The sequence below is a fragment of the Thermococcus waiotapuensis genome (assembly GCF_055384795.1).
In genome coordinates this window covers 870,581-895,737 of record NZ_AP042429.1, presented here as the reverse complement: position 1 = coordinate 895,737, position 25,157 = coordinate 870,581, and the positions used below count along the sequence as shown (strand labels likewise).

Here is a 25,157-nt window from a genome sequence, read left to right as displayed (position 1 = left end):
CACCAGACACTAATAAATCGGCACAGTATTATAAATCCCTTTCCGTTCAGCCCGTTATCACCCTCGGTGTTTAGAATACTTTTTAACATGAACGAGTGCATTGAATGTTGACAGGGTTACACCGGTGAGCGGGATGTTCAGGATAGGTGATCTCTTTCATGGGGAACGAACCGTGTTTCTGAGGGTCGATCTGAACTCACCAGTCGAAGGTGGAAAGATAACCAGTGATGCCCGCTTCCGTGAAGTTATTCCGACGATTAAACACCTCCTGAATGAGGGAGCAAAGCTTGTCATAGCCACCCACCAGGGCAGGCCCTATGACGGAGATTACACGACGACGGAAGAGCACGCCAAAATACTGGGCAAGCTTCTGGGAGAGGAGGTGGAATACGTTGAGGACATCTTTGGAAGATACGCCCGCGAGCGTATAAGCTCACTGAAGGCGGGAGAAGCGCTTATGCTCGAAAACCTTAGGTTCGCCGCGGAGGAGGCCTTCTACAAGCCGCTCGAAGAGTGCGAGAGAACGTTCTTTGTAAGAAAACTGGCCCCACTGATTGACAACGTGGTAAACGATGCCTTCGCCTCCGCCCACAGGAGTCAGCCCTCCCTGGTGGGTTTTGCCCGGCTAAAGCCAATGGCCATGGGGCTTTTGATGGAAAGGGAAGTAACGGCCCTCGGGAAAGCCTACGAAACGGGGGAAAGGCCAAGGGTGTACGTCCTCGGAGGGGCTAAGGTTGACGATTCGCTTAAGGTTGCGGAAAACGTTCTCAGGAGTGGAAGGGCCGACCTTATTTTGACCGGAGGGCTTGTGGGCCAGGTCTTCACTCTGGCAAAGGGCTTCAATCTCGGCAACGCGAACATTGAGTTCCTGGCAAAGAAGGGCCTTCTCGAGCTCGTTGATTGGGCCGAGAGAATACTCAATGAGTTTTACCCCCTGATAAGAACCCCGGTCGATTTTGCAATTGACCATAAGGGGGAGAGACTTGAAGTCGACCTGCTGAGCGAGGAAATGAGACTGCTTGATCACTACCCCATCATGGACATCGGCTCCAGGACCGTTGAGAAGTACAGGGAGATACTGCTTAACGCAGGAACCATCGTGGCAAACGGGCCCATGGGAGTGTTTGAGAGGGAGGAATTTGCCGTGGGAACCGTCGGAGTTTTCCGTTCCATTGGAGAGAGCAGGGCCTTCAGTGTCGTGGGAGGCGGCCACAGCATAACCGGAATTCAAAAGTACGGAATAGAGGGGATAAGCCATATCTCGACGGGAGGGGGTGCGATGCTAAGCTTCTTTGCGGGGGAAAAACTCCCGGTTCTGGAAGCGTTGAGAATAAGCTACGACAAGTTCAGGGAAAAAGGTCATTAGTTTCGCCTGTTCATCACTTCCCTTTAATTTCCAAGAGAATCGACTTCCCCATATGAGCCTTTCCATGGGCAGGTTTCCGGAAAGTTGAAAGCCTTCTGCTGTTATGCGAAGGTGGTGAAGGAAATGAAGGTTGTGTTGAGGCCGCTCTTTAATGTCGAGCTCCCGGCCGGCTTCGAAGAAATACTCCGGTCAAAGCTCATGAGGAGAGAACTCAGAACCGGGGAAACCGTTGAGGTTGACCTGCTTGGAAAGCCACTTCAGTTCAAGGTTCTCCTGGCCGAACCATCCCCGTTAAGAGTTGACAGCTCGACGAGAATCGAGATCTCGACGGGTGAGATAAGTGAGATAACGCTGGATTTGGGAGTTGATGTTCAGGACGCGATTCCATTTGAAGGCGGCATTGTGGTCGTCCTCCGCAATGAAGTTCGAATATTGAACTGGAAAGGGCAAAAAGTTTATAGCAGGGAGTTTGAGAACTTGAAGAAAGTTAGGGTGGCCGAAGGAAAGGTGGTGGTAGTTCATGGTGACAGAATCACGATCGTTGAGCCTTGAGGGCTTCACATTCGATGAAACCTGGGAGGAGAAGAGGGAGCGGGCGAAGAGGATAGTTGAGATCCTCATGGAGGTCCACCCCCGGGAGAAGCTCCTCATAGGCGACCCCTACAGGACTCTAATCCACTGCATCATTTCCCAGCGCATGCGCGATGAAGTGACGTATAAGGTCTGGGAGGAACTCTTCAGGAAATACGGGGACATAGAGACGACAGCGGCAACCCCAATCGAAGAAATGCAGGAGTTCCTCCGAAAGCAGGGGGTTGGCCTCTGGAAGACGAAGGGCGAGTGGATTGTCAGAGCTTCCCAAATGCTCCTCGAGAAATACAACGGTAAGGTTCCGGAGGATATAAACGAGCTCATGAAGCTTCCGGGGATAGGGAGAAAGTGCGCCAACATCGTCCTCGCTTACGGGTTTGGAAAGCAGGCAATACCGGTTGATACCCACGTCAACAGGATAAGCAAGCGCCTCGGCCTGGCCCCTCCAAGGGTCGCTCCCGAGAAGGTTGAGGAGTATCTCGCCGGGCTTATCCCGGAGGATAAGTGGATTTACGTTAACCACGCAATGGTAGACCACGGGAGAAGTATCTGCAGGCCAATAAAGCCAAAATGCGACGAATGCCAGCTGAGAGAACTGTGCCCCTATGCAAAAGGCCTAATAACGGACGGGGACATAAAAGGAGAGAACCGCTCCCGGTGGGCTGAACGGGCATTTTAACGGCCTTACTGGATGACCTCAAAAAACGACTCAATTGTTTTTTGAGACAAACCGGCAACGTATCCCGGAAGGTCGAAAACATGGTCAACTCTGGAGATTATTCCCACGTCTGCCGTTGCCACAGCTTCAAAGCCCTTCAGCTCGAAGTCCGGGCTCTTCACGAGGTGAACCTCCCCAGGGAGACCCGATTTTTTCAAAGCCTCCTCGGTGAGGGCTTTCACGATGCCGCTCTTCGGAACGTTCTTTCCGTAGAAGAAGACGGCCTTCGCGACTCCGAGCTTTTTCAGGGCTCCCGTTATTTCGGTTAGAAGTTTCTCCGTACTCTCGTTGAGCCTGTACCTCCCCTGGTACTTCAGGTCCCTAACCAGGCCGTCCTCGCAGAGTATCGCCTTCCCCTCCACGATGGACTCTAAGGTTATTAGGACGTTGAAGCCATCTATTGCGAGGACTCTGCCGGCGAGCTCCCCCGGTTTTAGAAGCTTTCTCCTGACTTCTTCGATCCAGGGGTCGGGGAAGACGCACCTCGCGAGAAGGTGCCTCTCTTCTATGGTGAGACGGTGATGGTCGGCGACGAACTTCAGGGCGCTCTTCTTCCTGTAGCCCCTGTTGAGGAGGTACTTGAGGTCTTGATACGCCTCGCAGAGGGACATGGAAGAGGGTGGGAAGAACCCGTTAAAAGGGTTTAGACCACCTTTTCTACCACTTCTTCGTCAGTGCCCGTGTGTATCCTCAGCCTGACCTTTCCGCTGAGGAGCGAGCTCTTGACTTTCTTCGTCAGTATCTCGTCAACCTGGAAGATTCCCGCGGGATGTTTCATCCATATCTCGATGAGTATCGGTTGTTCCTCGTCCCCTTCCCTTATCTCGACCTTCTCCACTGCCAGGGCCGAAACCGCGTGGATGTCCACCTTGTCCTTCCTGTGGACGAGCCTGCTCCTCCCAGCTTCCATGTCGCAGCCGTCCGCTATGGTGACCAAAGAGCCCTCGATGGTGGTGCACGGGACCGCTTCGTCGTGGGTGTAGATGGCGTTTAAGGTGAGGGCCTTGAGGAGAGCTGGATCGTCGGTTCCGAACTCTGAAACCAGCTTTTCAATTATCGGCTCGGCCAGGAAGACGCTGAACATGTAGTGGTTTATCCTGTGTATCATGTTGCCGATGTCGTGGAAGAGGGCTCCAAAGGCGACGATGAACTTGCTCCAGCGGAGGGGCTTTCCGAGCTTTTCGGCGGTTGTCTGCATGCCGAACTTTTCAATGATCCGGACCAGTTCCAAGGCCCTCCTCGTCGTCAGGAGAACATGCACGGGCCCGTGGTCGTTGAAGTTGTAAACGTTGAGGGCTATGGAGTTAGTGACATCGAAGTAGTGGTGGTACTCCCTGAAGGTTCTCTCGTACATTTTGAAGAGCTCCTCATCGCTCATCAGCTCCCTTATCTGCTCAAGCAGTCCTTCCTCAGTGTACATTCTCTCACCCAGCGGCCAAACGGTGGGGAGAATTTAAGGGTTTTGAACTGAAAACGGTAAAAAGAGCCGGTCTTTACAAGGCATTTTTGACGCTTCAAAAGCTTCTATTCCAGCATTCCCTCGAGCTCGAGGATCTTCTTAGAGCGGAGGTAGACCACGGGGACACCCTTTTCCCTGAGCCTCTTCTTGAGCCCCTTATCGTTGGTGCAGACTATGACGCATTCGTTTTTCACGGCGAACTCAAAGATCTGGTCATCTATGGGCCCTTTCCCGAACTCTCCAATATCGATCTTCTCGAAGCGTTCCGCCAGCTTCTTCGCCATCCTCACGGCCAGGAGGTCTCTCCCCCTCGATTTTCTCTCTATGACCTCCAGCTCCTGGAGGACGACGTTCGGGATGAGGAGTCTGAAGCGGACGTCGAGAATCCTGTTGAGCTCACTTACTATGTCCACCTCAAACTGCCCCGGAACGAGGAGAAAGTTGGTGTCCGGAATGACCAGCCACTCCTTCTTTTCCATGGGAACCACCAACGGAAGAAAAGGGGAAGGGGCTCACTCCCGTATGAAGCCGTAGCCTATGAGGCGCCACCTGCTTCCCACCTGCCTGCTTATGGCGACGCGGTCCCCCGGCTCAGCACAGACGGGTATCTGGAGCTTTACCTCGACCGTGTCCTTTCCGAGGCCTGTGACGAGGCCCATCGTTCTGGCTGTTCCAACGTTGAGCATGAGAACCTCCTTCCTCTTTATTGGCTCCACTTTGAGCTCCTCCTCTGTTCCGACGACCCTTTCAAGGAGGTGAACTTCCAGGGTTAGGTTCTCCCACACGGGTGGGAGTTTGCCCGGCTTCCCGACGACGTTTCCCACCATGAGGTCTCCCTTGGTCAGATAGGGGTCAAGTTTGGTCCCAACTCCAACGAGACCCCCCGGATGGGCCTCCTCGACGAAGTTCCCCCCTGCCTGGAGGGACACTATCTCGGTCGTAATCGGTTCGTACTTTATCCTTCCGTGCTCCTCGTAGGGAACGCCAGGCCTGATTTCTATCTCATCGCCCACTTTCAGCTTACCCTGGACTATGGAACCGCCCAAGACCCCCCCAACGAGCTTCTCGGGAGGAGTCCCTGGTTTGTTCACGTCGAAGCTCCTCAGGACGAGCATCCTGGGTGGCTTCCTGAGGTCGTGCTTTGGAGTGGGTATGAACTCCTCCAGGGCCGCCAGCAATACATCAACGTTAGCCCCGTGGAGCGCCGAAATCGGGATTATCGGAGCGTTCTCGGCGACGGTGCCCCTGACGAACTCCTTTACCTCTTCGTAGCGCTTCATTACAGTCTCCCTGTCGACGAGCTCTATCTTGTTGAGGGCTATGACGATGCTCCTGTTTCCGATTATGTGGAGGGCCATCAGGTGCTCCCTCGTCTGGGGCATGATGCCTTCGTTGGCCGCTATGACGAGGATTGCCCCGTCCATGAGGGAAGCGCCGGCGAGCATCGTGGTCATCAGCGCCTCGTGGCCGGGGGAGTCTATGAAGGAAACCCTCCTCTCGAATTTGGTTTCATGGCCACAGTAGGGACACACCGGTGAGGTGGAGTACCTGCCGCAGTTCGGGCACACCCTTATCTCGGCGTCGGCGAAGCCTATCTTTAGGGTAATTCCCCTCCTCAGCTCCTCGCTGTGCGTATCAGTCCAGATTCCGGTTAAAGCCTTCGTGAGTGTTGTTTTGCCGTGATCAACGTGACCTGCCGTGCCAATGTTAACCTCGGCCTGCTTAAACTCCTTCTTCTTTGCCATCTCTCTCACCCTTAACCATAGAAAGCGGGGCCGTTTATTAAGGTTTCTTCATCACGCTCTCTTGCGATTTTGGGTTGAGTGTGTCTCGGATTATCCCTAATGGAGATGGAGTAAACAACGGATGACTCACGGGGCATTATGCTCCATAGTGGCTCTAAGGAGATTTGTCTTTTCCTCCTTGCTAAGGGGATATTCCGCATCTGTAAGGAGTTTGGCCGCTATCAGTGCAAATAGTAACCCCAGCAGCCCTAAGATGGCAAGGTTGCCATCCGACCAGCGTCCCAAAAGGGAAGCAGCCATCGGTATAATCCCTATTATGTAGCGGGAAACTAAGAGGTTGTTAGCCACCCTGTCGGCTTTCTCTTTGGAGTACACCTTTGATAACGTTTTCCACTCTTCTCGGTAAATGCGGAGGATTATTGGGGTCATTGCGATTAGCCAGAGTATGCCAAACGTTACACCAACCTCCACCCCATACTTCCCGAAAATAACGACCAGGACCTCAGCCGCAACCAGGCGCGTGAGGAAATTATATACGAACTTTTTTCGATCATTGATTCCGGTTAAAGCCTTCGTGAGTGTTGTTTTGCCGTGATCAACGTGACCTGCCGTGCCAATGTTAACCTCGGCCTGCTTAAACTCCTTCTTCTTTTTCTTTGTCATCTTTCTCACCCCTAACCATAGAAAGCAGGGCCGTTTATTAAGGTTATCACCGGAAGAGGAGACAAAAAGAAGAGGGCGACATCACCAGGTCACTTCGTACTCAAACGTTACGGCCCTGGATTCCCCGGCCTGGACGTTAAGAACAAACTCCACGTAGTTGCTCGTCTCGTCGCTCGGGCTGACGCTCGAGCTTAGGATCTTCCCGCTGTACTTGTAGTGGCGCACTATTACGCTCTTAGCGTCGTTCCCAAAGTTCTCGATCTTTATCTGAACCCTGTATTTCGCCCAGCGGTCACCGTAGTTCGAACTAAGGATCTTTGTGCTTCCCTTCAGGTCGTAGTCCTTTCCGACCCCTATCCTAACCACGTCGCCCTTAGGGGTGTGCTCTATGTGGCTCTCACCTATGAGTACAGTCCCGTCTCCGCTCTCGCGGTAGATCTCGACGACCCCAGCCGGGAGGATCTTATCTGTCCTGAAGGAAATCGACTCGTAAGCGTCGCCTTCCATGTCATAGGCCCAGCTCTCGTAGAGGTACTCCCTCTTCACGTCGAGTTCCGTGGAGACGTACGGGATCATCATTATGCTGGCTGGCTCTATGTCTATGGCCCCCAGAGGGTAGACGTAAAAGGCCTCCAGCTTGACCGGTCCCTGCGGGGCAACACCATTCCCTGCCGCTTTTCCCTCGGCGACAGCGTATACATACCTCGGGGAGACCTCCTGATAGAGCTGGACATCCCCCGAAACCAAAACGACTTTGGCGTTGTCGTACTTCCGTGTGTACCTACTTCCCCAGCTCATGCCGGAAACGCGATAGGTTACTTCAACGGAGTATTTTCCGTCCTTCTCTGCCAGAAAACTGGCGTAAACGCCGCCCTTCTTCTCTATCCGTGAGGCCTTGAAGTAAACCAGCTCACCCGGGTTCACAGCGTACAGGCCGTCCCCGCTCTGGATCACGAGCTTTCCGCCCTCCAGGCCCAGGAACTTCCCTTTGATAATATCCCCGTTCCTCGTCTTGACCTCAACGTCGCTGCCAATGGAATCGATATGTCTTCGCTCGACTGGGCGCTGTAAAGCCCCAAAAACTGGACGCTCGAGTTCAGTGGTCTGACTGTTATTTCCTCGACGTCAAGCCCGGCCAGTTCTTCCAGCGGGATCCTGTTTAGTCCCTTTTCAAGGCTCAGGTTGAGAACCCTGCTCACAACACCCAGGTTCGCGGAGTCGTAGAGAGCAACCTTAGTATCCGCCCGGGCCGCTCTCGTTCGCTCCGTCCCCGAAAAAAGTATCACGACCGCCCCCGCGGCCACCTTCCACAGCTTTTTCATCTGGATCACCGTATTTGATATATCGCCCCCTACTTATAACCCCACCATGGCTTTGAACCTGGTTGAAGTGATGGGTTGGCAAATGGAAACCCTTTTAACTGCCTGAGGGGATTGAGCACTGTCAATCTGATGAGGTGGTTGGCATGGACAGGATTGAAAAGGCGAAGGCAATCATCGAGAAGGCCAAGGCCGAGAACAGGCCGCTCGTTGAACCCGAGGCCAAGGAGATACTCAGGCTCTACGGCGTTCCGGTTCCGGAGTTTAAGGTTGCCACCAACGAGGAGGAAGCCGTTCAGTTCGCCCGGGAGCTCGGTTACCCTGTCGTTATGAAGATCGTTTCCCCGCAGATCATCCACAAGAGCGACGCCGGTGGAGTCAAGGTCAACATAAAGAGCGATGAAGATGCAAGAAAGGCCTTCAAAACCATCATGGAGAACGCGAAGAACTATAAGCCGGACGCAGACCTCTGGGGAGTTATCATCTACCGCATGCTCCCGCTCGGAAAGGAGGTCATAGTCGGCATGATCCGCGACCCGCAGTTCGGTCCAGCTGTAATGTTCGGTCTCGGTGGAATCTTCGTCGAGATCCTCAAGGACGTTTCCTTCCGTGTCGCCCCGATAAGCAAAGACGAGGCCATCGACATGATCAAGGAGATCAAGGCCTACCCGATTTTGGCTGGAGCACGTGGCGAGAAACCCGTTGACATAAACGCCTTAGCTGACATAATCGTCAAGGTCGGCGAGCTCGCCCTCGAGCTTCCAGAGATCAGGGAGCTCGACATCAACCCGATCTTCGCCTACGAGGATTCAGCCGTTGCCGTTGACGCGAGAATGCTTCTCTGAGCTTTATTTCTTTCCTCATTTCTGAGCTCCGATGGACATTGTCCTTTGTTGGTGTTCACTTTTTCTTCCAGGTAACGTTATAAACATCGGGGAGAACCCGTTACGGTGATACCCGTGGCGCTGAGTGACAGGCTCGAGATGGTCAACCCTTCTGAGATTAGAAAGCTCTTCGATCTGGCCGCCGGGATGAAGGATGTTATCTCACTCGGAATCGGTGAGCCGGATTTTGACACTCCGTCTCACATCAAGGAGTACGCGAAGGAGGCCCTTGATAAGGGCTATACCCATTACGGGCCAAACGCCGGCCTGCCGATGCTCCGCGAGGCCGTTGCCAGAAAGCTCAAAAATCAAAACGGCATAGAAGCGGATCCAAAAACCGAGGTCATGATACTGACCGGTGCAAACCAGGCCTTTCTCATGGGGCTCTCCGCCTTCCTCAGGGACGGCGAAGAGGTTTTAATTCCATCCCCGATGTTTGTGAGCTACGCTCCGGCCGTTGTTCTCGCAGGCGGAAAGCCCGTCGAAGTGCCGACCTACGAGGAGAACGAGTTCCGCCTCTCCGTTGATGACCTTGAGAAGCACGTTACCGAGAAGACCCGCGCGCTCATCATAAACACACCCAACAACCCGACTGGCTCCGTTCTCACGAAGAAGGACCTCGAGGAGATCGCAGACTTTGCGGTGGAGCATGACCTCATAGTTTTCAGCGACGAAGTTTACGAGCACTTCGTCTACGACGGCGTCAAGAACCACAGCATAGCCTCGCTCGACGGGATGTTCGAGAGAACTATCACGGTCAACGGCTTCTCCAAGACCTTCGCAATGACCGGGTGGAGGTTAGGCTTCGTGGCGGCACCGGCTTGGGTCATCGAGAAGATGGTCCGCTTCCAGATGTACAACTCGACCTGCCCCACAACCTTCGCCCAGTACGCAGCAGCCAAAGCCCTCGATGACCCAAGGAGCTGGGAGGCCGTTGAAGAGATGAGGAAGGAGTACGAAAGGAGGAGGAACCTCGTCTGGAAGAGGCTCAACGAGATGGGCCTCCCAGCGGTTAAACCAAAGGGCGCCTTCTACATCTTCCCGCGCATCAGAGACACGGGCCTCACCGACAGGGAGTTCAGCGAGCTGATGCTGAAGGAGGCGAGGGTCGCCGTTGTTCCGGGCTCAGCCTTTGGAAAGGCCGGCGAGGGCTACATAAGGATAAGCTACGCAACAGCGTACGAGAAGCTTGAGGAAGCCATGGACAGGATGGAAAAGGTGCTGAAGGAGAGGAAACTCGTCTGATCCCTTTTCTCATTTTTCCAGGACGTGCCTCTCAAGCACGTAGCAGTGGAAAGTCCCCTCGAGGACCTTCTCGCCTTTCCCGTCGAACACCTCCGCCCTGACGATTTTCTTTCTCCCGAGGTCCTCCTCCACTTTTGCCTCCGCTTTCAGTCTCTCACCGGCTTTCACAGGCTTGAGGAACCTGACTTCAGCCTTTCCGAGGACGACGGTGGGCTCGTTGACGGCAAGCATGGCCGCATAATCTGCTAAGCCAAAGGTGAAGCCGCCGTGGACGAGGCTGTACTCGTCAACGGCCATCTCCCCGGTGGTAACGAGCTCGACTTCGGCCCTTCCCGGTTCAATCTTTAGCGGCTTTCCAACCAGCCTTTCCGAGGTCAGTCCATGGGTTCTCTGCTCCATCTCGCTCACCCCTCACTCCTCTATGAGATCCTTTAAAACCCCTCTCACCTCCGGGTCAACCATTTCGAGGAATGTCTCCCTGGAGAGCGGCCTTTTTGCCAGTATTTTAACGGCCCTCTTCTTCCCTATCCCCGGAATCAGCTGGAGAACCCTGGGACTCTCGCGGTTTACGTTTATGGGAACCGGGATTCCGGTTATGCTCCTGAAGCCGTGGTCCACTATCAAAACGTCGTAGAAGCGGTTCAGGGGGACTTCCTTGGGGATGCCGACGATGAGGGGGTAGCTCCCCATCTGCCTCCCGTAGATGAGGCCATTGTCAAAGACCTCCGCGCGGACGTCCCTTAGAACCGTCCCCACCGGGATCAGGCGCCTGAGCATCGGCAGATCAATTTCGTGCCTTATCTTGTACTTGTAGTGCTGGATCAGGCGCTTGTGCTTCTCGGTCTTGACTTTGTCCCTCATGTGCCAGAGGGGTGTTCCGGGAAAGACGACCACCTGGCGGATGTTTATGCGCCTGACCATCAGGCCATCGTCGAGGAGCCTTTTGAGGAACTGGAAGGTCAGCTCGTAGCTTTCCTTCGTCTCGCCCGGGAGGCCAAAGACGATGTTTATCCCCGGCAAAAGCCAGGGCATGCCGTTGTAGCCCCTCCTTCCCCCAACCTCGTTGAGGATTTTAACGGCCTCGTAGGTTTCCTCGGCAGTGGCGTTCAGGTTGTTGAGCCTGGCAACCTTTGGGTCAGCGTTCTCAAGGCCGAAGGCGACAACGTTTCCGGGCGTTCCGTACTTGATTAAGGCCTTTGCAATCCTGACGCTCTCCTCGGGGTAGTTCGCTATTACAGCTGGATTCGCGTTGTCCACGTGAAGGGTTTTAACGTCCGGTGCAACCGAGCGTATCCCCGCGAAGAGCCTTTCTACTGCCTCCGGATTTGGAACCGGAACCCTGCCGTTCGGCTTCGCCATATATGAAAAGATGCAGCTCTGCCTCCCGACCCTGAAGTGCCTTACTCCCAGATCGTAGAGGGCCTTTACTTCGACTACAACGTCTTCAACGGGCCTGTCCTCAACAGTTTTATACCGCGCGGGCTCAGTGCAGAAGGAGCAACCGCCTATACCCATTGCCTTGGGACAGCCGCGCTGGGTCTCAATCTCGACTATTACAAAGTCCGGAAAGTCCGGGAACTGCTTAACCACTTCCGCCCCAATAACCGCGTAATCCCTTAATTCGTTATAGCTCCTGGAGCGGAAGGGGTCGGCATCCTTAGGATTGGTGAGAAAATCGAAGAGGAACGCCTCCAGGTCACCGTAAACAACGTGGTCAAAAACGGAGCGAGCCAGCGAAAGCTCATGCGAGGTTATCTTTGTCCCACCGGCGTGGGCAGAGCCCATGAAGGCTGGCCCACCAAGGATTCTGACGCCTTTGAATGGCTTGATGAACCTGGCCACTTCCTCGATCTGGGATGGAACCGCGGAGAGGTACTTGCCCGGCGTGTGGAGGCCGCCGATGTAAACAATTACGTCGGCCTTTTCCAGTATCTCCCGGGTCTTCGGGAAGTTTGGGGTTTTGTTCTTCGTGGCGATTCCATTCTCGCCCTCAAAGGTGGCCCTCAGGTCGTCTATGGTGAGGTAAAAAACGCTTGCCTCTTTCCGAGCCTTCTTTATCGCCCCGTAGGCGTATCGCGGGTAAATTCCGAGGTAAGGCGGAACGCCGAGCCCCGCCGGCTCATCGGTATAGCCGTCTATGATGGCAACTATCATGTGTCTGGCTTGGAGAGTGGGCTTAAAAAATTGAGGGGGCAAAGGTGTGAGTTAGCGGGGAGCTAAGCCGAACCTAAGCTCATTTTTCGAACACGTAGAAGTACCGCTCAAGGCTTTTGTGCACCCTCTGGTAGTACTTGCCCAAGAGCCTGAGGCCTGCCCTCTCGCCTTCGGTCTCCCCGTCGAAATCGGCTGGAAACGCTATGGCAAGCCTTCCTCCCTCTTTGAGCACGTTATACATGCTCTCCAGGGCTTTTCTGTAAAGCTCGTCCCTCTTTCTACCGGCAAGCGTTGCTGAAGTGCCGTAGGGAGGATCCGTGGCTATGGCTTCGAACTTCTTATCCGGGAAAAGCTCTTCCAGCCGGGTAGCATCGCCCAGCCTGAGCTCGTAGTTATTTATACCGTAGTGCCTGAGGTTTATCTCCGCCCCCCTGACCATCTCCGGCTTTATGTCCACCCCGTAGACCTTCAGACCCATTAAGCCGGCCTCGATTAGAATACCTCCTGCGCCCATGAAGGGGTCGAGGATTTCCGCCTTTGCCCTGGTGAGGTTCACCAGCGCCCTGGAGAGCCTGGGGGGGAGTGAGATGGGCCTGAAGAAGGGTCTGCGGTGGGCTTTCTTTTTTTCAAAGTCTTTGGGGTCGAAGAAGTGGAGTCTTATCCCTGCGTAGAGCCTCTCGCCGCAGTAGACCCTGACCAGTGTCTCCGGCTTTGAGAGGTTTACTTTGAACCCCTTCGCATATATAACTGCCCCGAGCTTCCGCGGGAGATCTAAAACGTCAAAGCGGCAGTTGGCCATGGTCTCGGTTTCGACCTTGAAGGTTCCCCTGATCGGCCACTCCTCCTTTCCGGCCTTTTCAAGAAGTTCTTCGACGGAATCCGCCTCAACGATAAGCTCTCCGTACTCATGTGCCAGGCCCAGCCTGTTGAGGTAAGGGAAGGCTTTTTCATCAGCGTCTATCTTCAGAAACAGGTAGTCCTGGCCAGTTATCTTTCCACCTGCCAGCTCAAGCATGGCCCTGACTTCGTCCCTGGCCATCTCCGGTATGTTCCCGAGGATTTCGACGTAGAGCACCCGACCACCTCACAGCACGTTCAGGTATTTATGAACCTGGAAGCTCAGGCCCACGTTCTTTCTGCCCATTATTTTGGCGGCCTCGCGGTAGAGCTCCATCAGCTGTCTTTGGGATATCTCAATCGGCTCCATCGGCTGTATAACGAGGGGGGCCAGGCCCTTCAGCAGTTCAGCGTACCAGCGGACGTTTTCGGGCTTCGTTTCGGAAGTGACGACGAGCTTTACGTATGTCTTCGCGCCGGCCTCCTTCAGAATCCTCGTGCTCTCAACTTCTCTAAGCACCAGGCTTTTCCATTCCTCCGTTGCCCTGGCTGTCTCGTCTTTTATGTCAACGCTCGCGTAATCTGTGAGGTGGGCCACCTCTTTGATGAGCTCCGGAAGGCCGCCGTGGGTTTCGAGGAAGTTGTCAAAGCCGAGCTCCTTCATGCGCCCCATCATGGCCTTCAGCGGCTTCACCTGAAGCGTCGGCTCGCCGCCGGTGTAGCTTATCGAGTGTATATCACCGGTGTCAAGCCTTAGGACGGCATCGATGACTTCATCGAGCGAAGCTGGATTCTGCCTGTACTCAAACTTCCAGGTGAAGGGTTCTACCTCATAGCGCCAGCGCGAAACGCGGGAGGCATCTATGTATTCCTTTGAGTCGCACCATACGCAGCGAAGGTCGCAGCCGGCGAATCTGACAAAAATCTGCCTCCTGCCGAAGGCACTTCCCTCCACGCTCCCTCCCTCACCCTGCCAGCTACTGAAGACCTCTGCCATTATCACCTTCATCCGACCACCTCACAGCTCTTCTACGTTAAGCCCTTTTATCCTGTCGCTCACGAACCCTTCGAGTATTTCAATCCTGATGTTCCTATTCTCGCCGGTCATGTCCGCCATGAGCTGAACCGCCCTCGCGTAGTCCCAGAGCCTCCTCTTCGCCCCATCGGTAACTTCCTCGGCCATGACTATCAGCTCCCTCTCCTCCGGGTGGGAACCCATCCACTCCACGACTTTCCTCGCGTCTTCCTCGGTGAAGGTGCCCTTCTTCCTGAAGAGCACTTTTCCACCCCCGCTTAAATGTGCCGGAGAAGCAATTCAACGCTCCTCTCGAAGACCTCCCGATCCTCCCCCTCGAGGATACCGTCAAGGTACTGGAGGTTTACGAGGTTAAGGACGATGTAAGCTGTATTCCTGTCCAGGCCAAGGTCGTAGGCGTCGTAAACAACGATCTCCTTCCCAAGGGCGTCGTTTATTAGGTCAACGAAGTGGGCTATGTCCTCAACGCTCAGCTCGTCCCACTTGCTTTCCATTTCATCAAAATACTCCTCAAGAACGCGGATCGTCTCCAGGTCAAGCTCCAGCGTGCCTTCAACAAAGGGAAACTCCCCAATGCGGAACACTTTCAGCCCCACATTATCCCTGATCCCTATCTGATCCCAGAGCACGATCCCCTCAACGGGGTTGTGGCCGTATCTGCTCGCAAGGTATGAAAAGCCCTCGAGGGCGGAATCGATTACCTCAATGAACTCCTCCTCATCCTGAAAGCGGATTATCTTGCTCACTGTTCCTGTCATCCTTTGCACCGTTAAAGGTTGGGCCAAGGGTTATAAGGCTTTGCGGGAAATCATCAACGCCCGACGAGTAGCGGGTTGCGATGACGTCGGGACCCCCAGGGGGCCGACATTCCCAAAGGCCCCCAAACTTTGATAAAACAAAGTCCTCCCGCAGGATTTTTATAACCTCCCCCCTAATCGCTCAAGGTGCCACCATGGTAACGCTCATCATCGCCGAGAAGCCCAACGTTGCCAGAACGATCGCCCACGCCTTAGCAGAAGGCAAACCCGTGAGAAAGACGATTGGAAAGGTGAGCTATTACGAGTTCACCCGCGACGGGAAGAGGATCATCGTTGCTCCTGCAGTTGGACATCTCTTCTCCCTTGCACCCAAAGATAAAACCTACGGTTACCCGGTCTTTGACATCGAGTGGGTGCCCGTTTACGTCGCCGAGAAGGGAAAGGGCTATGCGAAGGACTACATCAGGGCCCTCGCGACCCTAGCGAGGCAGGCTGACGAGTTCATCGTTGCGTGTGACTACGACACGGAGGGAGAGGTGATAGGTTACACCGCCCTCAAATACGCCTGCGGCGTCGACCCTTCAAAGGCAAAGCGAATGAAGTTCTCTGCTCTGACAAAGAAGGACATCCTCAACGCCTGGTACAACCTCGAACCAACGATAAACTTCGGCATGGCCGATGCGGGAATAGCGCGCCACGTTCTTGACTGGTACTGGGGCGTCAACCTTTCGAGGGCTTTAAGCTCGGCCATAAAACGCGCCAGCGGCAAGTGGATGGTTCTCTCGACGGGAAGGGTCCAGGGGCCGACGCTGAAGTTTCTTGTTGAGAGGGAGAAGGAGATTCAGAGCTTCACGCCGACCCCCTACTGGGTCATCAAAATGCTCCTCGAGAAGAACGGGGAACAGCACACCGCGACCTACGAGAAGGAGCGCATCCTTGACGAGGAGGAAGCCAAAAAAATCGTCGAGGAGGCAAAGAAGGGGCCTGCGTTCGTTGAGAAGGTTGAAGTGAAGCAGCAGCAGAGAAACCCTCCGGTCCCCTTTGACCTCGGAACCCTGCAGAGGGAGGCCTACTCGGCGTTCGGCTATTCCCCAAAGAAGACTCTGGACATTGCGCAGAAGCTGTATGAGAAGGGATACTGTCTCCACCCTGATTCTCTCATACCTACTCCTGAGGGGATAAAGAGAATCAAAGAGCTACCAAAGGAAGGCGAGGTATTTGCCCTTGACTTTGACCTCAAACTGTCGAGGGCGAGGTACAGGCTCCTTGAGAGGGACGCGGACGAGCCTATGTATAAGGTTGTCCTTGGCGATAGAACTGAGCTCTACCTCACCGGGGATCATCCGGTTCTGGTTTATCGGGATGATCGGCTGATATTCGTGCCCGCCGGGGAGCTCAGAGATGATGACCAGGTGGTGTTTTTCATAAACCGTGGGGAGTTTCGGAGCCCACTTAAAGCTCCACGGCTCTTTGAGTTCATCCTCAGAAACGCCACGTCAATGAAAGACTACATTCTTTACGAACCCTCTTTTGGCGGCATTTTGAGGGAAAGAATCAAGCAAGCCGGGTTAAAGGTGGAAATACTGTGGAGGTTCAAAATCAAGGAGCCAACTTACTACAAATACCTCAGGGGCAAAATGCCAGTTCCGATAGTGAAGTTCCTCGTTGAGAGAGGCATTATCTCCATGGAAGAGCTGAATGGTATCTTCCTTGGGTTTTCCTATGGCACCTCTTTGTCATCAGTAAAATTCGAATTTGGCGAGGAGTTTTGGTACCTATATGGGTTCGTCCTTGGAGATGGCCACTTGGAGAAAAAGGGCACCATAACGATATCCGCAAAAGAACGGGAGGAGGAAACTCTAAGGGCAATCCGAGAAGTTGCCAATGCACTTGGTGTTCCCATCTCATACGATAGGAAATATCGGGTAATAACCCTTCGCAGTAAGTCCTTAACCCGGCTCTTCGAGCTCCTTGGATGTCCCTATGGCAATAAGACTGAGGTTTTCAGAGTTCATGGTTTAGTGATGTCAAAACCCGAGTGGATGGCCTCGTTCCTTGCCGGTTACTACGACGCCGATGCCCATATTGGCGCAAAACCGACTGGAAGTAAGAAGTCAATGTCCCCACAGATTGTCCTGACGTCCAAGAACCGGCAGGCGATATATTCTGTCAAACTCATGTGGCAACTCCTTGGAGTCGGTACATACCTCTGGGAGAAAAAGGAGGGGCAGAGCAATTTTGTGGCCTACGAGCTGAAGGTCTACTCCCGCGACGCGCTCCGGTTTTATGAGATTATGCGGAAATACCTGAGAGTAAAGAGGCAGGACCTTGAGAATGTTCGGGAGGTTGCAATCAGAAAAAGGAAGTCCTACTCTCCCCATTACAGCGTTCTCAGGGTTAGAAACTGGAGAGGGAAGTTGAAGACCGATATGGCTTTCTTGAAAAAGTTCGACATGTCCAATCAGACGGCCCATGGGAGCGGGATAAGTCTCGACAAGCTGGAGCGGATTAGGGACTACCTGATCAACGAAGACCTCCGCAGGATTGCGACTGGGGACGTATACATCCTTCCAATAAAGGAAATCAAAAAGTTCCACTATCGCGGTAAAGTCTACGACCTTGTCGTCGATGAGTATCACAACTTCATAGCTAATGGCGTCGTTGTCCATAACTGTTCCTATCCGAGAACTTCATCCCAGAAGCTCCCGAAGAACCTCAACTTTAGGGGCATAATCCAGAACCTCGCGAAGCTTCCCGAGTACAAGCCCTTTGCCCACGAGCTTTTGGGCAGGGGGGAACTCAAGCCCATCGAGGGCAAAAAGGAAGACCCCGCGCATCCTGCCATCTACCCGACGGGCGAGCTTCCCAAGCCAGAAGAGCTGACGAAGGACGAGCAAAACCTGTATGATCTGATAGTAAGGCGCTTCCTCGCCCTCTTCATGGAGCCAGCGGTGAGAGAGACGATGAAAGTTGTCATAAACTCCAACTCCCACCGCTTCATCCTGAGCGGGGCGAGGACGCTAAAGGAGGGCTGGCTGAGGGTTTACGGGAAATACGTAGAGTTCGAGGAGGTTGTTCTTCCTCCCTTCAAAGAGGGCGAGCCCGTAAACGTTCTCCAGATAAAGCGCGAGAAGAAAATGACGAAGCCTCCAGCGCGCTATTCTCCAGCGGCGGTGATAAAGAAGATGGAAGATTTAGGCATAGGTACGAAAGCAACGCGCGCCCAGATACTTGAGACGCTCTACCAGAGGGGCTACATCGAGGGCAAAAGGAAGATAAAGGTGACTCCCCTGGGAATGCGCGTTGTGGAGGCCCTCGAAAAGAACGTGCCAGACATAGTCAGCGTGGAACTCACCAAAGCCTTCGAGGAGAAGATGGAAGACATAATGGCCGGAAAGGCGAAAAGGGATGAGGTCATCGAGGAGAGCAAGGAAGAGCTGGTAAGGATTCTCAGGGTCTTCAAGGAGAAGGAGCTCGACATTGGGAGGATGCTCCTTGAGAGCACCGGGACCGGTGTTACCCCATCCAAATCTTCAGCGGAGAAGGCAGGCGCGGTCAAAGAGAGCGAGGAAGAAAAGATGGAGGCCGCTCCCGGGGAAGCCAGCTCCGGGAACGCGGAGGGCAAAGAACCCGAGAAAAAGCCCCTCGTCATCGGAAAATGCCCCAAATGCGGTGGCGATCTGGTGGTTCGCTACAACCGGAAAACTGGAAAGCGCTTCGCTGGCTGTTCAAACTGGCCCAGGTGCGACGTGACCTATCCCCTCCTCCAGCGCGGGGAGATAATCCCCACAGATAAGACCTGCTGCAACGGTGTCCCCGTCGTCAAAGTCCGCGAAGGAAAGAAGGAGTATGAGGTATGCCTCGACATGAACTGCAAAGAGCGAGAAAATAGCTAAAGGGCCGCCATAAGGGAGAGGCCAACGATCGCAGCCAAAATGAGGGCTGTGATGATCACCACCACGATGGTCATTAGCCAGGCCAGGAAGGCCTTCAGCCAGTCTGTGTTGAAGACGGCCTTTATTACCCATACGTAGCCTATTATGCCGAGCAACCATCCTATCACCGGAATAATCGACAATACCCTTGCCAGTATGCCGCCGCCAAGGACGGCTATCATGGCCTTACCGATGGTTGCATCTTTAATGCCAACCAGCCTGGCTCCGAAGTATAGGAAGAGCCCTGCGATAAACAGTGCTATCAGCAAGACGAGTGCTCCAAGGGCTCCGATGGCTCCGAGAACTCCAGGCCTCAAAACACCCATCCCTACACCAGCGGGCATCGAGACACCTCCAATCTTTCTTGGCGCCAATGCTTATTAAACTTCTGAAAAGAAAAGAGGAATCCCAGTCTCAGAGGAGCTCCTTGAGGAGGCTCAGCCTTCTCCTGCTCATGAGAACCTTCGGGTGCGTGAGGAGGGCCTTTATAACCTCGACGTAGTCTCCGCCGGCTATCTTCTCCGCGTCCGCACCGCTGAGGATCTGAATGAAAAGATCCAGGTCTTCGTCAGTGAATTTCTCCGTGACCCTTCTGACCCTGAGAACCCTCTCAAGCCTCTTTCCGTCCTTCTCCCACCACTCCGTAGTGTAGTTCTGGAGCAGTGAGAGGTTCTCCTCCTCGAGGGCCTTCACAATCCACTTGCTCGCTATCGTTCCAGCCTCCATCGCCTCGGCCATTCCTCCACCGTGCATCGGGTTGACCTGCCTTGCCGCGTCGCCGACAACCAGCACGTTTTCCTTCGCCAGCTCCTTCACGAAGCCGCCGACAGGGACGAGCCCGACGTTGACCTCGAGGATTTTCTTCATTGGGATGTTGTTCTCCTTCAGCCACTTGTCGAGGTAGTACTTGGCCGTTTGCTGGTGATCCGAGGCGATACCTATTCCCACGTTGGCCCTGTCCTCGTCCTTCGGGAAGACCCAGACGTAGCCCCTTGGGGCAACCTCGTTGCCGAACCAGAGGTGTATGAGATCAGGATCAAAGCCCTCGATGAGCATTTCGTACTCGTAGCTTGAATCAAACTCGTGGGGAGGGGCGTAGGTGTTTATTCCGGCTTTTCTCGCGACGGTGCTCTCAACTCCATCCGCGGCAACTATGATTTCTGCGTAAATCTCGACCGGCTCATCCTCGTGCTTGGCCTTTATGCCAGCTATTTTTCCGTCCTTCCTTATGACGTCGAGGGCCTCAGTTCTCGCAAGAACATCCGCACCCGCTTTGGCCGCGTAGTAAGCCAGCATCTTGTCGAAGACCTTCCTCTCGAGGATCACGCCGCTCACTTCATTATAGCGCAGCTCAAGTTCGTAGCCGCCCGGGGAGTAGATCTTGGCACCGTAGATTTCTCTGTTGATATAGCGCCTGTCGTAGGGGATGTCGTACTTGTCGAAGACCTTTATGCTTATTCCTTCAGCGCACTGCTTCGGGCTTCCGATGGCGGGCTTCTTGTCAATGAGCAGAACCGAGTAACCGGCCTTGGCAACGTTTCTGGCCACAATCGGGCCCGCGATTCCGGCACCGACGACGACAACGTCGTACTTCATCTCGCTCATTCTTTCACCCCCAGCGGCTCAGCGCTGAGCGCCCCAACGGGGCAGGCGTTGATGCATATCCTGCAGCCTATGCACCTGTCCTGGAAGAACTCCCAGTCGCTCGCGTGGACCTCTATAGCGAGGGTAGGACAGACGCCGGCGCAACCACCGCAGAGGTAGCAACGGTCTTCGTTAACGATGACCCTAATCTTCTCCGGCATCGTTTTCACCGCCGATCCTTTGTTTCAGCCTTTCTTCGTCAATCTTGATGACCCCTTCTTTTATCCTTAACGGTATAAACCTGTCCAGTTCCTGCGCCTTTACGAGGACTTCCCTCTCCTTGAGGTTGAGCCTGTCGCTGAGCTCATCCACCGTCACTTCCCCGTTGAGGAGGACGTAGTGGAGTATAGCCAGCTGGGTCATGTCGCCTATCTCCCTGAGGTAGGTCTCTTTAATCCGGGCCATGAGCCTGTCCCTCTTGTGCTCTACAGCCTGGAGAAAGGAGAGGATTTTATTGAGCTCCTTGCTCAGCTGGAGAAAGCCCTCTACCTGGGCGTAGAGGTCGCCGCTCTCTGTGTTCACGCCCGATAAGTCGATGGTGGCCTTTTCCGTGGGGGCCCCATTGAGGTCAAGCCCCCTGTACCAGAATATGTGGGGGGTTACGGTCGTCACGAAGGTCTTTGAGATGTTGATCTCGTAGTACTTCCTTGAAGGCCCGATGAAGGGTCCCTCCTTCTCGTATGAGCGGAGAATGCCTTCCCTCTCCATGATTTTGAGGTGCTTGGCAACGGCGGTTGAAGAAACGTTGACTCTACTGCTTAGAAAACTGAAATAGCACTCGCTACAGGTCAGATGGCTAAGCAGATCCCTCCTCACCTTGTTCCCCAGGATATAGAACACATCCAGCTCGGTCCCACCCATGACCCTCACCACCCAAATCTGTAACGCAAAGCTTATATAGTGAACATTCAACCTTAGGTTGCAAACCGGAGATTTAATTCCAGGTTAGAGTGTGTTCAGAGCGTTATAAACCTTTGGATAAGGAGGTGTTGAGAAATGGGACTGATTAGCGATGCCGACAAGAAGGTAATAAGGGAGGAGTTCTTCTCCAAAATGACGAACCCCGTCAAGCTCATGGTTTTCACAGGCAAGAGCCACTGCCAGTACTGCACCCAGCTCAAGCAACTCGTTCAGGAGCTCAGCGAGCTCACGGACAAGCTCAGCTACGAGGTCATTGACTTCGACACGCCAGAGGGCAAGGAGATCGCCAGGAAATACAGGATAGACCGCGCCCCTGCCACGAGCATAACCCAGGACGGAAAGGACATGGGGGTCCGCTACTTTGGCCTTCCAGCCGGCCACGAGTTCGGTGCCTTCCTTGAGGACATAGTAGATGTCAGCAACGGCACCACCGACCTCATGCCCGAGAGCAGGAATGCCCTTCACGGAATTGACAGAGACGTCAGGATACTCGTCTTCGTTACCCCAACCTGCCCCTACTGCCCGCTGGCGGTTAGGATGGCCCACAAGTTCGCCATAGAGAACACCATTGCCGGAAAGGGCAGGATTCTCGGAGACATGGTCGAGGCGATTGAGTATCCGGAGTGGGCCGACGAGTACAGCGTTATGGCCGTTCCAAAGATAGTCATACAGGTCGACGGCGAGGACAGGGTTGAGTTCGAAGGTGCCTATCCGGAGAAGATGTTCCTCGAGAAGCTTTTGGCAGCCCTCGAGTGATTTTTCTCTTTTACTCAGTAAACGTTAAAAACCAGCTTACCATGTTTCCATGGGAGGGGCCATGGTTCTGAGCGTTGCAGGGGTCAACGTAAAGTTCACCGGCTTTTTGGACGACGGGTTCAGGGAGGTTTTTCTCGGAACGTTTGCGAGGCGCTACCTTCCCGACGTGTTCCCTTCAGAAGATGCTTCAGACATAATTCTGGAGCGCTTTAAAGGGGACAGCTTTCGGGTTTTCAGCGCAATCTACGACCACAATGGGGTCGATTCTTACAAGATTGAATCCCCGGTTCCATCCGCCTACGGGAACGAGGCTCCTGTGTTCTTTCTTCTCCAAGCGGTCGCCAGGGCCGGCGCAAAGAAGGGTCGCTTTATCATTACTGATTCCGTTAGCGTGGTTCTCCCCTCGGGGAAGGCAGTCCTTTTCGTTGGCTACCCGCATACGGGGAAGAGCACGATCTCTGCCATAGCACTGGGCGGCGATCTGCCCGTTTTGAGCACCGAGAATACCGTACTCGAGCTGAGGCAGGAAAAACTTTTCGTCGTTGGGGGCACCGACGTTCTGGTCTACGATCCAGGAGTAGAAGGGATTTACGGGATAAAGATCCCCTACGACGATGTAACCAAAAGCGGGTACAGGATAGCTGACCTTAGAGGGGATTCAACGCGGAGGGCCCTCCTGCGCGGGGGCGTTGAAGTTGAAACGATTGTGGTCCTCCACGCCGCCTTTAACTGCAGTCAGGCCAGTTTCGCAACCATCAGGGGAAGAAAGATCAAGAAAACACTCTGGTATTTTGCAACGGCCCTTTTGAAGGGCCTCGACTACTATGAACCCCTGCCGCTCCACATGCCCATGAGTGAAGAGATATCGGACAATCTCCGAGAGTTTCTCAAGGTGGCATCCGAATCCTACTCCGGGAGGATGTACGAAGCGTTTGGCAATCACCGGGCCATCTTTGAGAGTGTTGTCGAGGGATCTCTCCAGAAAGAGGAAAACACCGAAAATCAAAGCCCGAACTTCTCCTCGATGTAGGCCCTTATCAGCTCCTTCGTTGCCAGCAGGCCTTTAACGTGCGTCCTCTCCATGCCGTGGCTCGCGTGAACCCCCGGGCCAATGAGGGCAACGCGGAAGTCCCAGCCGGCCCTCAAGGCGGCGGAACCATCGGAGCCGTAGTAGGGGAAGACGTCAACGACGTGTTTTATTTTTCTCTTCTCGGCGAGCTCTATGAGCTTGCTCGTCATCTCGTAATCGTAGGGACCGGTTGAGTCCTTCGCCGCTATGGAAACGGCCGTCTCCATTCCAGAGACGCCTTCACCGACGACACCCATGTCAACTACGAGGAGCTCTTTGGTGCCTGGTGGATAGCCTGCCGAGCCGCCGTGGCCGACCTCCTCGTAGGGCGAGAAAAAGAACGCAACCGGAAGCTTCTCCAGCTTCTCCGCCCCGAGTTCCAAAAGCAGATCAATCATAACCGCAACACTCGCCTTGTCGTCTAAAAAGTGGGCCTTGACGAAGCCGTTCACGTACTCGAACTTCGGATCAAAGGCCACGAAGTCGCCGGGCCTTATTCCGAGCTTCTCCGTGTCTTCTCTCTTCTCGACTTCCTCGTCAAGCCTCAGGTACATGTTCTCCTCGGTTCTCTCCTTCTTTCCGGCGTCTTTGTTCACGTGGGCACTCGGGTTCCTGAGGAGGAGCGTCCCCCTGAACCTCTTTCCGGAGCGGGTGATTATCGTGCAGTATTCGCCCTCAAAGGTCGGCAGGAGCAGGCCTCCGATCGGGGTGAAAGAGAGGTGCCCGTCCGGGAGAATCCCCCTGACCATCGCTCCGAGGGTATCGACGTGGCCCGCTATCACCAGCTCCGGCTTTGGATGGTTGCCCGCTATCAAAGCCCCTTTGTTGGTGTAGTAAGTCTTAATGCCCACTTTGCTGAGTCTCCTCTCGATGTGAGCTAAAACCTCCTTCGTGTAGCCCGTGGGAGAGGGCACCTCAAGTATCTCCCTCAGGATCTCGACGACTCGCTCCATGTTATCACCTTTTGAAAATTCCTCGGGGAGCTAAAAAGGCATCGGTCAGAGTAGGGCCTTCAGCGATATGAAAAGCGCGATGACTAGGAGAGTGAGCACGAAAGTGGCGCTTATCGCTTCCTCGGCCTTCAGTTTGTATTGGGCTAAAATGGCGTTGGCCGCTATGGCAGGCGGCATGCTGGCCTCCACCAAAACCGAGTAGAATACCTCCCTGCTTGCCCAGCGGAGGGTCAGGAAGACGAAGATGAAAGGAATCGCAATCCTGAAGGTTCCGACCTCGAGGAGCTTTCTCCACTCGAGCCTGCTGAGGCTTATCCGCGAGCCGAAGTAAACCAGGAGAAGCGGGATGCTCCACCAGCCGAGGGTTCCAACAGGTCCAATGAACCAGCCTGGCAGTTTGATTCCCAAAATGACGAGGCCAAGCGCGAGGAGGTTTGCAAGCGTCGGCGGGAACTTTAAAGCCCTGAGAAAGCTCTCCCTAACGCTCGCGCCGCCGCTCGAGTAGTGGGCCGCTATGAACGTCACTATGGGGATTACGATCATCGAGTTCGTGGTTGAGTAGAGGATAGCAGGCGTTATGTCGCTCAAGAAGAGGCCCGCTATGGGAAAGCCAAGCGCCGCGGTGTTCGGGTAAACCGAGAGAACCATTAAAGCCCCGGCCCAGGGGTTGTTTTTGAGGACAAACCTCCCGTAGAGGTAGGAGAAGCCCAGGCTTATGGCGATTATGATGAAGACGTAGAGGAAAACGGTCTTTATGCTGAGCAGGTAAGCCAGATCCTTGCTCGCCACGTTGCCAAAGACGAAGAAAGCCAAAAGAATGTCATTGGTGATAAAGCGCAGCCAGTTGAAGGGCCTTTCGTCCTTTAGGGTGAGCCTTAGAATGTAGCCGAGCGCTATGAGGGCGAGCATCTCGACGATGTTCATGGTTTAACCAACGGTCTCACCGTTTAAAAGGGTGTCGAGTGGGTTCAGTCAGCCAATGCATCGGAGTGGTTAGAGGTTTTTCCCTGTGAGCCCCCTGATGCCAAGCCGATAAACTTATATATACCCACAGCCCAAGTTTAGTACAGAAAAATGTACTATAAAAATCTGTACCTGGTGGTA

27 protein-coding genes and 1 pseudogene are annotated in these 25,157 nt (G+C 54.2%); 8 read left to right on the top strand and 20 right to left on the bottom strand.

Annotation, left to right across the window (positions count from 1 at the left end; all coding sequences use genetic code 11):
• Positions 1 to 133: 133 nt before the first annotated feature.
• The 3 genes from ACZ47M_RS05025 (at position 134) to ACZ47M_RS05015 (ending at position 2,636) form a co-directional block, all read left to right on the top strand.
• The gene (locus ACZ47M_RS05025; RefSeq protein ID WP_315341093.1) at positions 134 to 1,366 is read left to right on the top strand and encodes a phosphoglycerate kinase; all 1,233 of its coding nucleotides are present in this window, start codon (positions 134 to 136) and stop codon (positions 1,364 to 1,366) included.
• 123 nt (positions 1,367 to 1,489) lie between these two features.
• Positions 1,490 to 1,918, top strand: a complete 429-nt coding sequence (locus tag ACZ47M_RS05020) for a DUF6849 domain-containing protein (RefSeq protein ID WP_315341091.1) — start codon at positions 1,490 to 1,492, stop codon at positions 1,916 to 1,918.
• A complete protein-coding gene (locus ACZ47M_RS05015) occupies positions 1,887 to 2,636 on the top strand; it encodes an endonuclease III domain-containing protein (RefSeq protein WP_315340715.1) in 750 nt (249 codons plus the stop codon). Before ACZ47M_RS05020 ends, ACZ47M_RS05015 begins: the two co-directional genes overlap by 32 nt.
• Positions 2,637 to 2,641: 5 nt before the next feature.
• On the opposite strand, the gene ACZ47M_RS05010 is transcribed toward ACZ47M_RS05015, so the two are convergent.
• The 8 genes and pseudogenes from ACZ47M_RS05010 to ACZ47M_RS04975 all read right to left on the bottom strand — a co-directional run bounded on the left by ACZ47M_RS05010 (position 2,642) and on the right by ACZ47M_RS04975 (position 7,873).
• Positions 2,642 to 3,286, bottom strand: coding sequence for a DUF434 domain-containing protein (locus tag ACZ47M_RS05010; protein ID WP_315340714.1), 645 nt, complete (start codon positions 3,284 to 3,286; stop codon positions 2,642 to 2,644).
• A gap of 32 nt (positions 3,287 to 3,318) precedes the next feature.
• Complete coding sequence (locus tag ACZ47M_RS05005; protein WP_315340713.1) at positions 3,319 to 4,095, bottom strand: metal-dependent phosphohydrolase; 777 nt, start codon at positions 4,093 to 4,095, stop codon at positions 3,319 to 3,321.
• A 104-nt stretch (positions 4,096 to 4,199) separates the two neighbouring features.
• A complete protein-coding gene (locus tag ACZ47M_RS05000; RefSeq protein WP_315340711.1) occupies positions 4,200 to 4,613 on the bottom strand; it encodes a PIN domain-containing protein in 414 nt (137 codons plus the stop codon).
• Positions 4,614 to 4,646: 33 nt separating this feature from the next.
• Entirely contained in the window at positions 4,647 to 5,879 is a 1,233-nt protein-coding gene (gene eif2g / locus ACZ47M_RS04995) for a translation initiation factor IF-2 subunit gamma (RefSeq protein ID WP_315341088.1), read from the bottom strand.
• Between the two features lie 126 nt (positions 5,880 to 6,005).
• A complete protein-coding gene (locus tag ACZ47M_RS04990) occupies positions 6,006 to 6,395 on the bottom strand; it encodes a translation initiation factor 2 (RefSeq protein ID WP_394356287.1) in 390 nt (129 codons plus the stop codon).
• A gap of 39 nt (positions 6,396 to 6,434) precedes the next feature.
• Positions 6,435 to 6,542 (bottom strand): annotated as a pseudogene (locus ACZ47M_RS04985) (GTP-binding protein); the annotation flags it as partial.
• A gap of 81 nt (positions 6,543 to 6,623) precedes the next feature.
• Positions 6,624 to 7,496 (bottom strand): DUF4139 domain-containing protein, encoded by an 873-nt coding sequence (locus ACZ47M_RS04980; protein ID WP_315340707.1) that lies wholly within the window; start codon positions 7,494 to 7,496, stop codon positions 6,624 to 6,626.
• On the bottom strand, positions 7,493 to 7,873 hold the full coding sequence (locus ACZ47M_RS04975; protein WP_315340705.1) for a hypothetical protein: 381 nt from the start codon (positions 7,871 to 7,873) through the stop codon (positions 7,493 to 7,495). The genes ACZ47M_RS04980 and ACZ47M_RS04975 overlap by 4 nt, the downstream gene beginning before the upstream one ends.
• A 134-nt stretch (positions 7,874 to 8,007) precedes the next feature.
• Between ACZ47M_RS04975 and ACZ47M_RS04970 the strand changes: the two genes are divergently transcribed.
• Together ACZ47M_RS04970 and ACZ47M_RS04965 are read left to right on the top strand one after the other, a co-directional pair.
• Positions 8,008 to 8,706 (top strand): acetate--CoA ligase family protein, encoded by a 699-nt coding sequence (locus tag ACZ47M_RS04970; protein ID WP_315340702.1) that lies wholly within the window; start codon positions 8,008 to 8,010, stop codon positions 8,704 to 8,706.
• Positions 8,707 to 8,820: 114 nt separating this feature from the next.
• Complete coding sequence (locus ACZ47M_RS04965) at positions 8,821 to 9,990, top strand: pyridoxal phosphate-dependent aminotransferase (protein WP_315341085.1); 1,170 nt, start codon at positions 8,821 to 8,823, stop codon at positions 9,988 to 9,990.
• Positions 9,991 to 9,999: 9 nt separating this feature from the next.
• On the opposite strand, the gene ACZ47M_RS04960 is transcribed toward ACZ47M_RS04965, so the two are convergent.
• The 6 genes from ACZ47M_RS04960 to ACZ47M_RS04935 all read right to left on the bottom strand — a co-directional run bounded on the left by ACZ47M_RS04960 (position 10,000) and on the right by ACZ47M_RS04935 (position 14,775).
• Positions 10,000 to 10,389: a PaaI family thioesterase gene (locus tag ACZ47M_RS04960; protein WP_315341083.1), complete on the bottom strand. Its 390-nt coding sequence runs from the start codon at positions 10,387 to 10,389 to the stop codon at positions 10,000 to 10,002.
• 12 nt (positions 10,390 to 10,401) lie between these two features.
• Positions 10,402 to 12,144 (bottom strand): radical SAM protein, encoded by a 1,743-nt coding sequence (locus ACZ47M_RS04955; protein ID WP_315340700.1) that lies wholly within the window; start codon positions 12,142 to 12,144, stop codon positions 10,402 to 10,404.
• A gap of 79 nt (positions 12,145 to 12,223) precedes the next feature.
• Positions 12,224 to 13,219: a TIGR01177 family methyltransferase gene (locus ACZ47M_RS04950; RefSeq protein WP_315340698.1), complete on the bottom strand. Its 996-nt coding sequence runs from the start codon at positions 13,217 to 13,219 to the stop codon at positions 12,224 to 12,226.
• Between the two features lie 9 nt (positions 13,220 to 13,228).
• On the bottom strand, positions 13,229 to 13,990 hold the full coding sequence (locus tag ACZ47M_RS04945; protein ID WP_315340695.1) for a 7-carboxy-7-deazaguanine synthase QueE: 762 nt from the start codon (positions 13,988 to 13,990) through the stop codon (positions 13,229 to 13,231).
• Positions 13,991 to 13,999: 9 nt separating this feature from the next.
• The gene (locus ACZ47M_RS04940; protein ID WP_315340693.1) at positions 14,000 to 14,260 is read right to left on the bottom strand and encodes a hypothetical protein; all 261 of its coding nucleotides are present in this window, start codon (positions 14,258 to 14,260) and stop codon (positions 14,000 to 14,002) included.
• A 14-nt stretch (positions 14,261 to 14,274) separates the two neighbouring features.
• Positions 14,275 to 14,775, bottom strand: coding sequence for a hypothetical protein (locus ACZ47M_RS04935; protein WP_315341081.1), 501 nt, complete (start codon positions 14,773 to 14,775; stop codon positions 14,275 to 14,277).
• 194 nt (positions 14,776 to 14,969) lie between these two features.
• Here ACZ47M_RS04935 and topA point away from each other — a divergent pair, with 194 nt between their 5' ends.
• Entirely contained in the window at positions 14,970 to 18,671 is a 3,702-nt protein-coding gene (gene topA / locus ACZ47M_RS04930; protein ID WP_315340690.1) for a DNA topoisomerase I, read from the top strand.
• Here the strand turns inward: topA and ACZ47M_RS04925 are convergent.
• From ACZ47M_RS04925 to surR, 4 genes are all read right to left on the bottom strand, one after another.
• Positions 18,668 to 19,054: a hypothetical protein gene (locus tag ACZ47M_RS04925; RefSeq protein ID WP_315340687.1), complete on the bottom strand. Its 387-nt coding sequence runs from the start codon at positions 19,052 to 19,054 to the stop codon at positions 18,668 to 18,670. The two genes, topA and ACZ47M_RS04925, sit on opposite strands and share 4 nt — an antisense overlap.
• A gap of 70 nt (positions 19,055 to 19,124) precedes the next feature.
• The gene (locus ACZ47M_RS04920; protein WP_315341079.1) at positions 19,125 to 20,306 is read right to left on the bottom strand and encodes an NAD(P)/FAD-dependent oxidoreductase; all 1,182 of its coding nucleotides are present in this window, start codon (positions 20,304 to 20,306) and stop codon (positions 19,125 to 19,127) included.
• 5 nt (positions 20,307 to 20,311) lie between these two features.
• On the bottom strand, positions 20,312 to 20,515 hold the full coding sequence (locus ACZ47M_RS04915) for a DUF362 domain-containing protein (protein WP_315340684.1): 204 nt from the start codon (positions 20,513 to 20,515) through the stop codon (positions 20,312 to 20,314).
• On the bottom strand, positions 20,499 to 21,215 hold the full coding sequence (gene surR, locus ACZ47M_RS04910) for a sulfur metabolism transcriptional regulator SurR (protein WP_315341076.1): 717 nt from the start codon (positions 21,213 to 21,215) through the stop codon (positions 20,499 to 20,501). The genes ACZ47M_RS04915 and surR overlap by 17 nt, the downstream gene beginning before the upstream one ends.
• A gap of 135 nt (positions 21,216 to 21,350) precedes the next feature.
• On the opposite strand from surR, the gene pdo reads away from it, so the two are divergent.
• Both pdo and ACZ47M_RS04900 read left to right on the top strand, forming a co-directional pair.
• Positions 21,351 to 22,031, top strand: coding sequence for a protein disulfide oxidoreductase (pdo, locus tag ACZ47M_RS04905; RefSeq protein WP_315340682.1), 681 nt, complete (start codon positions 21,351 to 21,353; stop codon positions 22,029 to 22,031).
• Between the two features lie 61 nt (positions 22,032 to 22,092).
• Positions 22,093 to 23,061, top strand: coding sequence for a hypothetical protein (locus ACZ47M_RS04900; RefSeq protein WP_315341073.1), 969 nt, complete (start codon positions 22,093 to 22,095; stop codon positions 23,059 to 23,061).
• Here ACZ47M_RS04900 and ACZ47M_RS04895 read toward each other — a convergent pair.
• Together ACZ47M_RS04895 and ACZ47M_RS04890 are read right to left on the bottom strand one after the other, a co-directional pair.
• Positions 23,034 to 24,053: a M42 family metallopeptidase gene (locus tag ACZ47M_RS04895; RefSeq protein ID WP_315340680.1), complete on the bottom strand. Its 1,020-nt coding sequence runs from the start codon at positions 24,051 to 24,053 to the stop codon at positions 23,034 to 23,036. The genes ACZ47M_RS04900 and ACZ47M_RS04895 overlap by 28 nt on opposite strands.
• A gap of 45 nt (positions 24,054 to 24,098) precedes the next feature.
• Positions 24,099 to 24,977, bottom strand: a complete 879-nt coding sequence (locus tag ACZ47M_RS04890) for an AEC family transporter (protein WP_315340677.1) — start codon at positions 24,975 to 24,977, stop codon at positions 24,099 to 24,101.
• Positions 24,978 to 25,157 lie beyond the last annotated feature (180 nt).

Excerpts from the sequence above, each read along its gene's own strand:
- eif2g (WP_315341088.1), bottom strand. The coding sequence starts at position 5,879 with ATGGCAAAGAAGAAGGAGTTTAAGCAGGCCGAGGTTAACATTGGCACG.
- ACZ47M_RS04935 (WP_315341081.1), bottom strand. The coding sequence starts at position 14,775 with ATGACAGGAACAGTGAGCAAGATAATCCGCTTTCAGGATGAGGAGGAG.
- ACZ47M_RS05010 (WP_315340714.1), bottom strand. The coding sequence starts at position 3,286 with ATGTCCCTCTGCGAGGCGTATCAAGACCTCAAGTACCTCCTCAACAGG.
- ACZ47M_RS04890 (WP_315340677.1), bottom strand. The coding sequence starts at position 24,977 with ATGAACATCGTCGAGATGCTCGCCCTCATAGCGCTCGGCTACATTCTA.
- ACZ47M_RS05025 (WP_315341093.1), top strand. The coding sequence starts at position 134 with ATGTTCAGGATAGGTGATCTCTTTCATGGGGAACGAACCGTGTTTCTG.
- ACZ47M_RS04970 (WP_315340702.1), top strand. The coding sequence starts at position 8,008 with ATGGACAGGATTGAAAAGGCGAAGGCAATCATCGAGAAGGCCAAGGCC.
- ACZ47M_RS05000 (WP_315340711.1), bottom strand. The coding sequence starts at position 4,613 with ATGGAAAAGAAGGAGTGGCTGGTCATTCCGGACACCAACTTTCTCCTC.
- ACZ47M_RS04955 (WP_315340700.1), bottom strand. The coding sequence starts at position 12,144 with ATGATAGTTGCCATCATAGACGGCTATACCGATGAGCCGGCGGGGCTC.
- ACZ47M_RS04900 (WP_315341073.1), top strand. The coding sequence starts at position 22,093 with ATGGTTCTGAGCGTTGCAGGGGTCAACGTAAAGTTCACCGGCTTTTTG.
- ACZ47M_RS04945 (WP_315340695.1), bottom strand. The coding sequence starts at position 13,990 with ATGAAGGTGATAATGGCAGAGGTCTTCAGTAGCTGGCAGGGTGAGGGA.
- ACZ47M_RS04920 (WP_315341079.1), bottom strand. The coding sequence starts at position 20,306 with ATGAAGTACGACGTTGTCGTCGTCGGTGCCGGAATCGCGGGCCCGATT.
- ACZ47M_RS05015 (WP_315340715.1), top strand. The coding sequence starts at position 1,887 with ATGGTGACAGAATCACGATCGTTGAGCCTTGAGGGCTTCACATTCGAT.
- ACZ47M_RS04960 (WP_315341083.1), bottom strand. The coding sequence starts at position 10,389 with ATGGAGCAGAGAACCCATGGACTGACCTCGGAAAGGCTGGTTGGAAAG.
- topA (WP_315340690.1), top strand. The coding sequence starts at position 14,970 with ATGGTAACGCTCATCATCGCCGAGAAGCCCAACGTTGCCAGAACGATC.
- ACZ47M_RS04925 (WP_315340687.1), bottom strand. The coding sequence starts at position 19,054 with ATGCCCGCTGGTGTAGGGATGGGTGTTTTGAGGCCTGGAGTTCTCGGA.
- ACZ47M_RS05020 (WP_315341091.1), top strand. The coding sequence starts at position 1,490 with ATGAAGGTTGTGTTGAGGCCGCTCTTTAATGTCGAGCTCCCGGCCGGC.
- surR (WP_315341076.1), bottom strand. The coding sequence starts at position 21,215 with ATGGGTGGGACCGAGCTGGATGTGTTCTATATCCTGGGGAACAAGGTG.
- ACZ47M_RS04915 (WP_315340684.1), bottom strand. The coding sequence starts at position 20,515 with ATGCCGGAGAAGATTAGGGTCATCGTTAACGAAGACCGTTGCTACCTC.
- ACZ47M_RS05005 (WP_315340713.1), bottom strand. The coding sequence starts at position 4,095 with ATGTACACTGAGGAAGGACTGCTTGAGCAGATAAGGGAGCTGATGAGC.
- ACZ47M_RS04895 (WP_315340680.1), bottom strand. The coding sequence starts at position 24,053 with ATGGAGCGAGTCGTCGAGATCCTGAGGGAGATACTTGAGGTGCCCTCT.
- pdo (WP_315340682.1), top strand. The coding sequence starts at position 21,351 with ATGGGACTGATTAGCGATGCCGACAAGAAGGTAATAAGGGAGGAGTTC.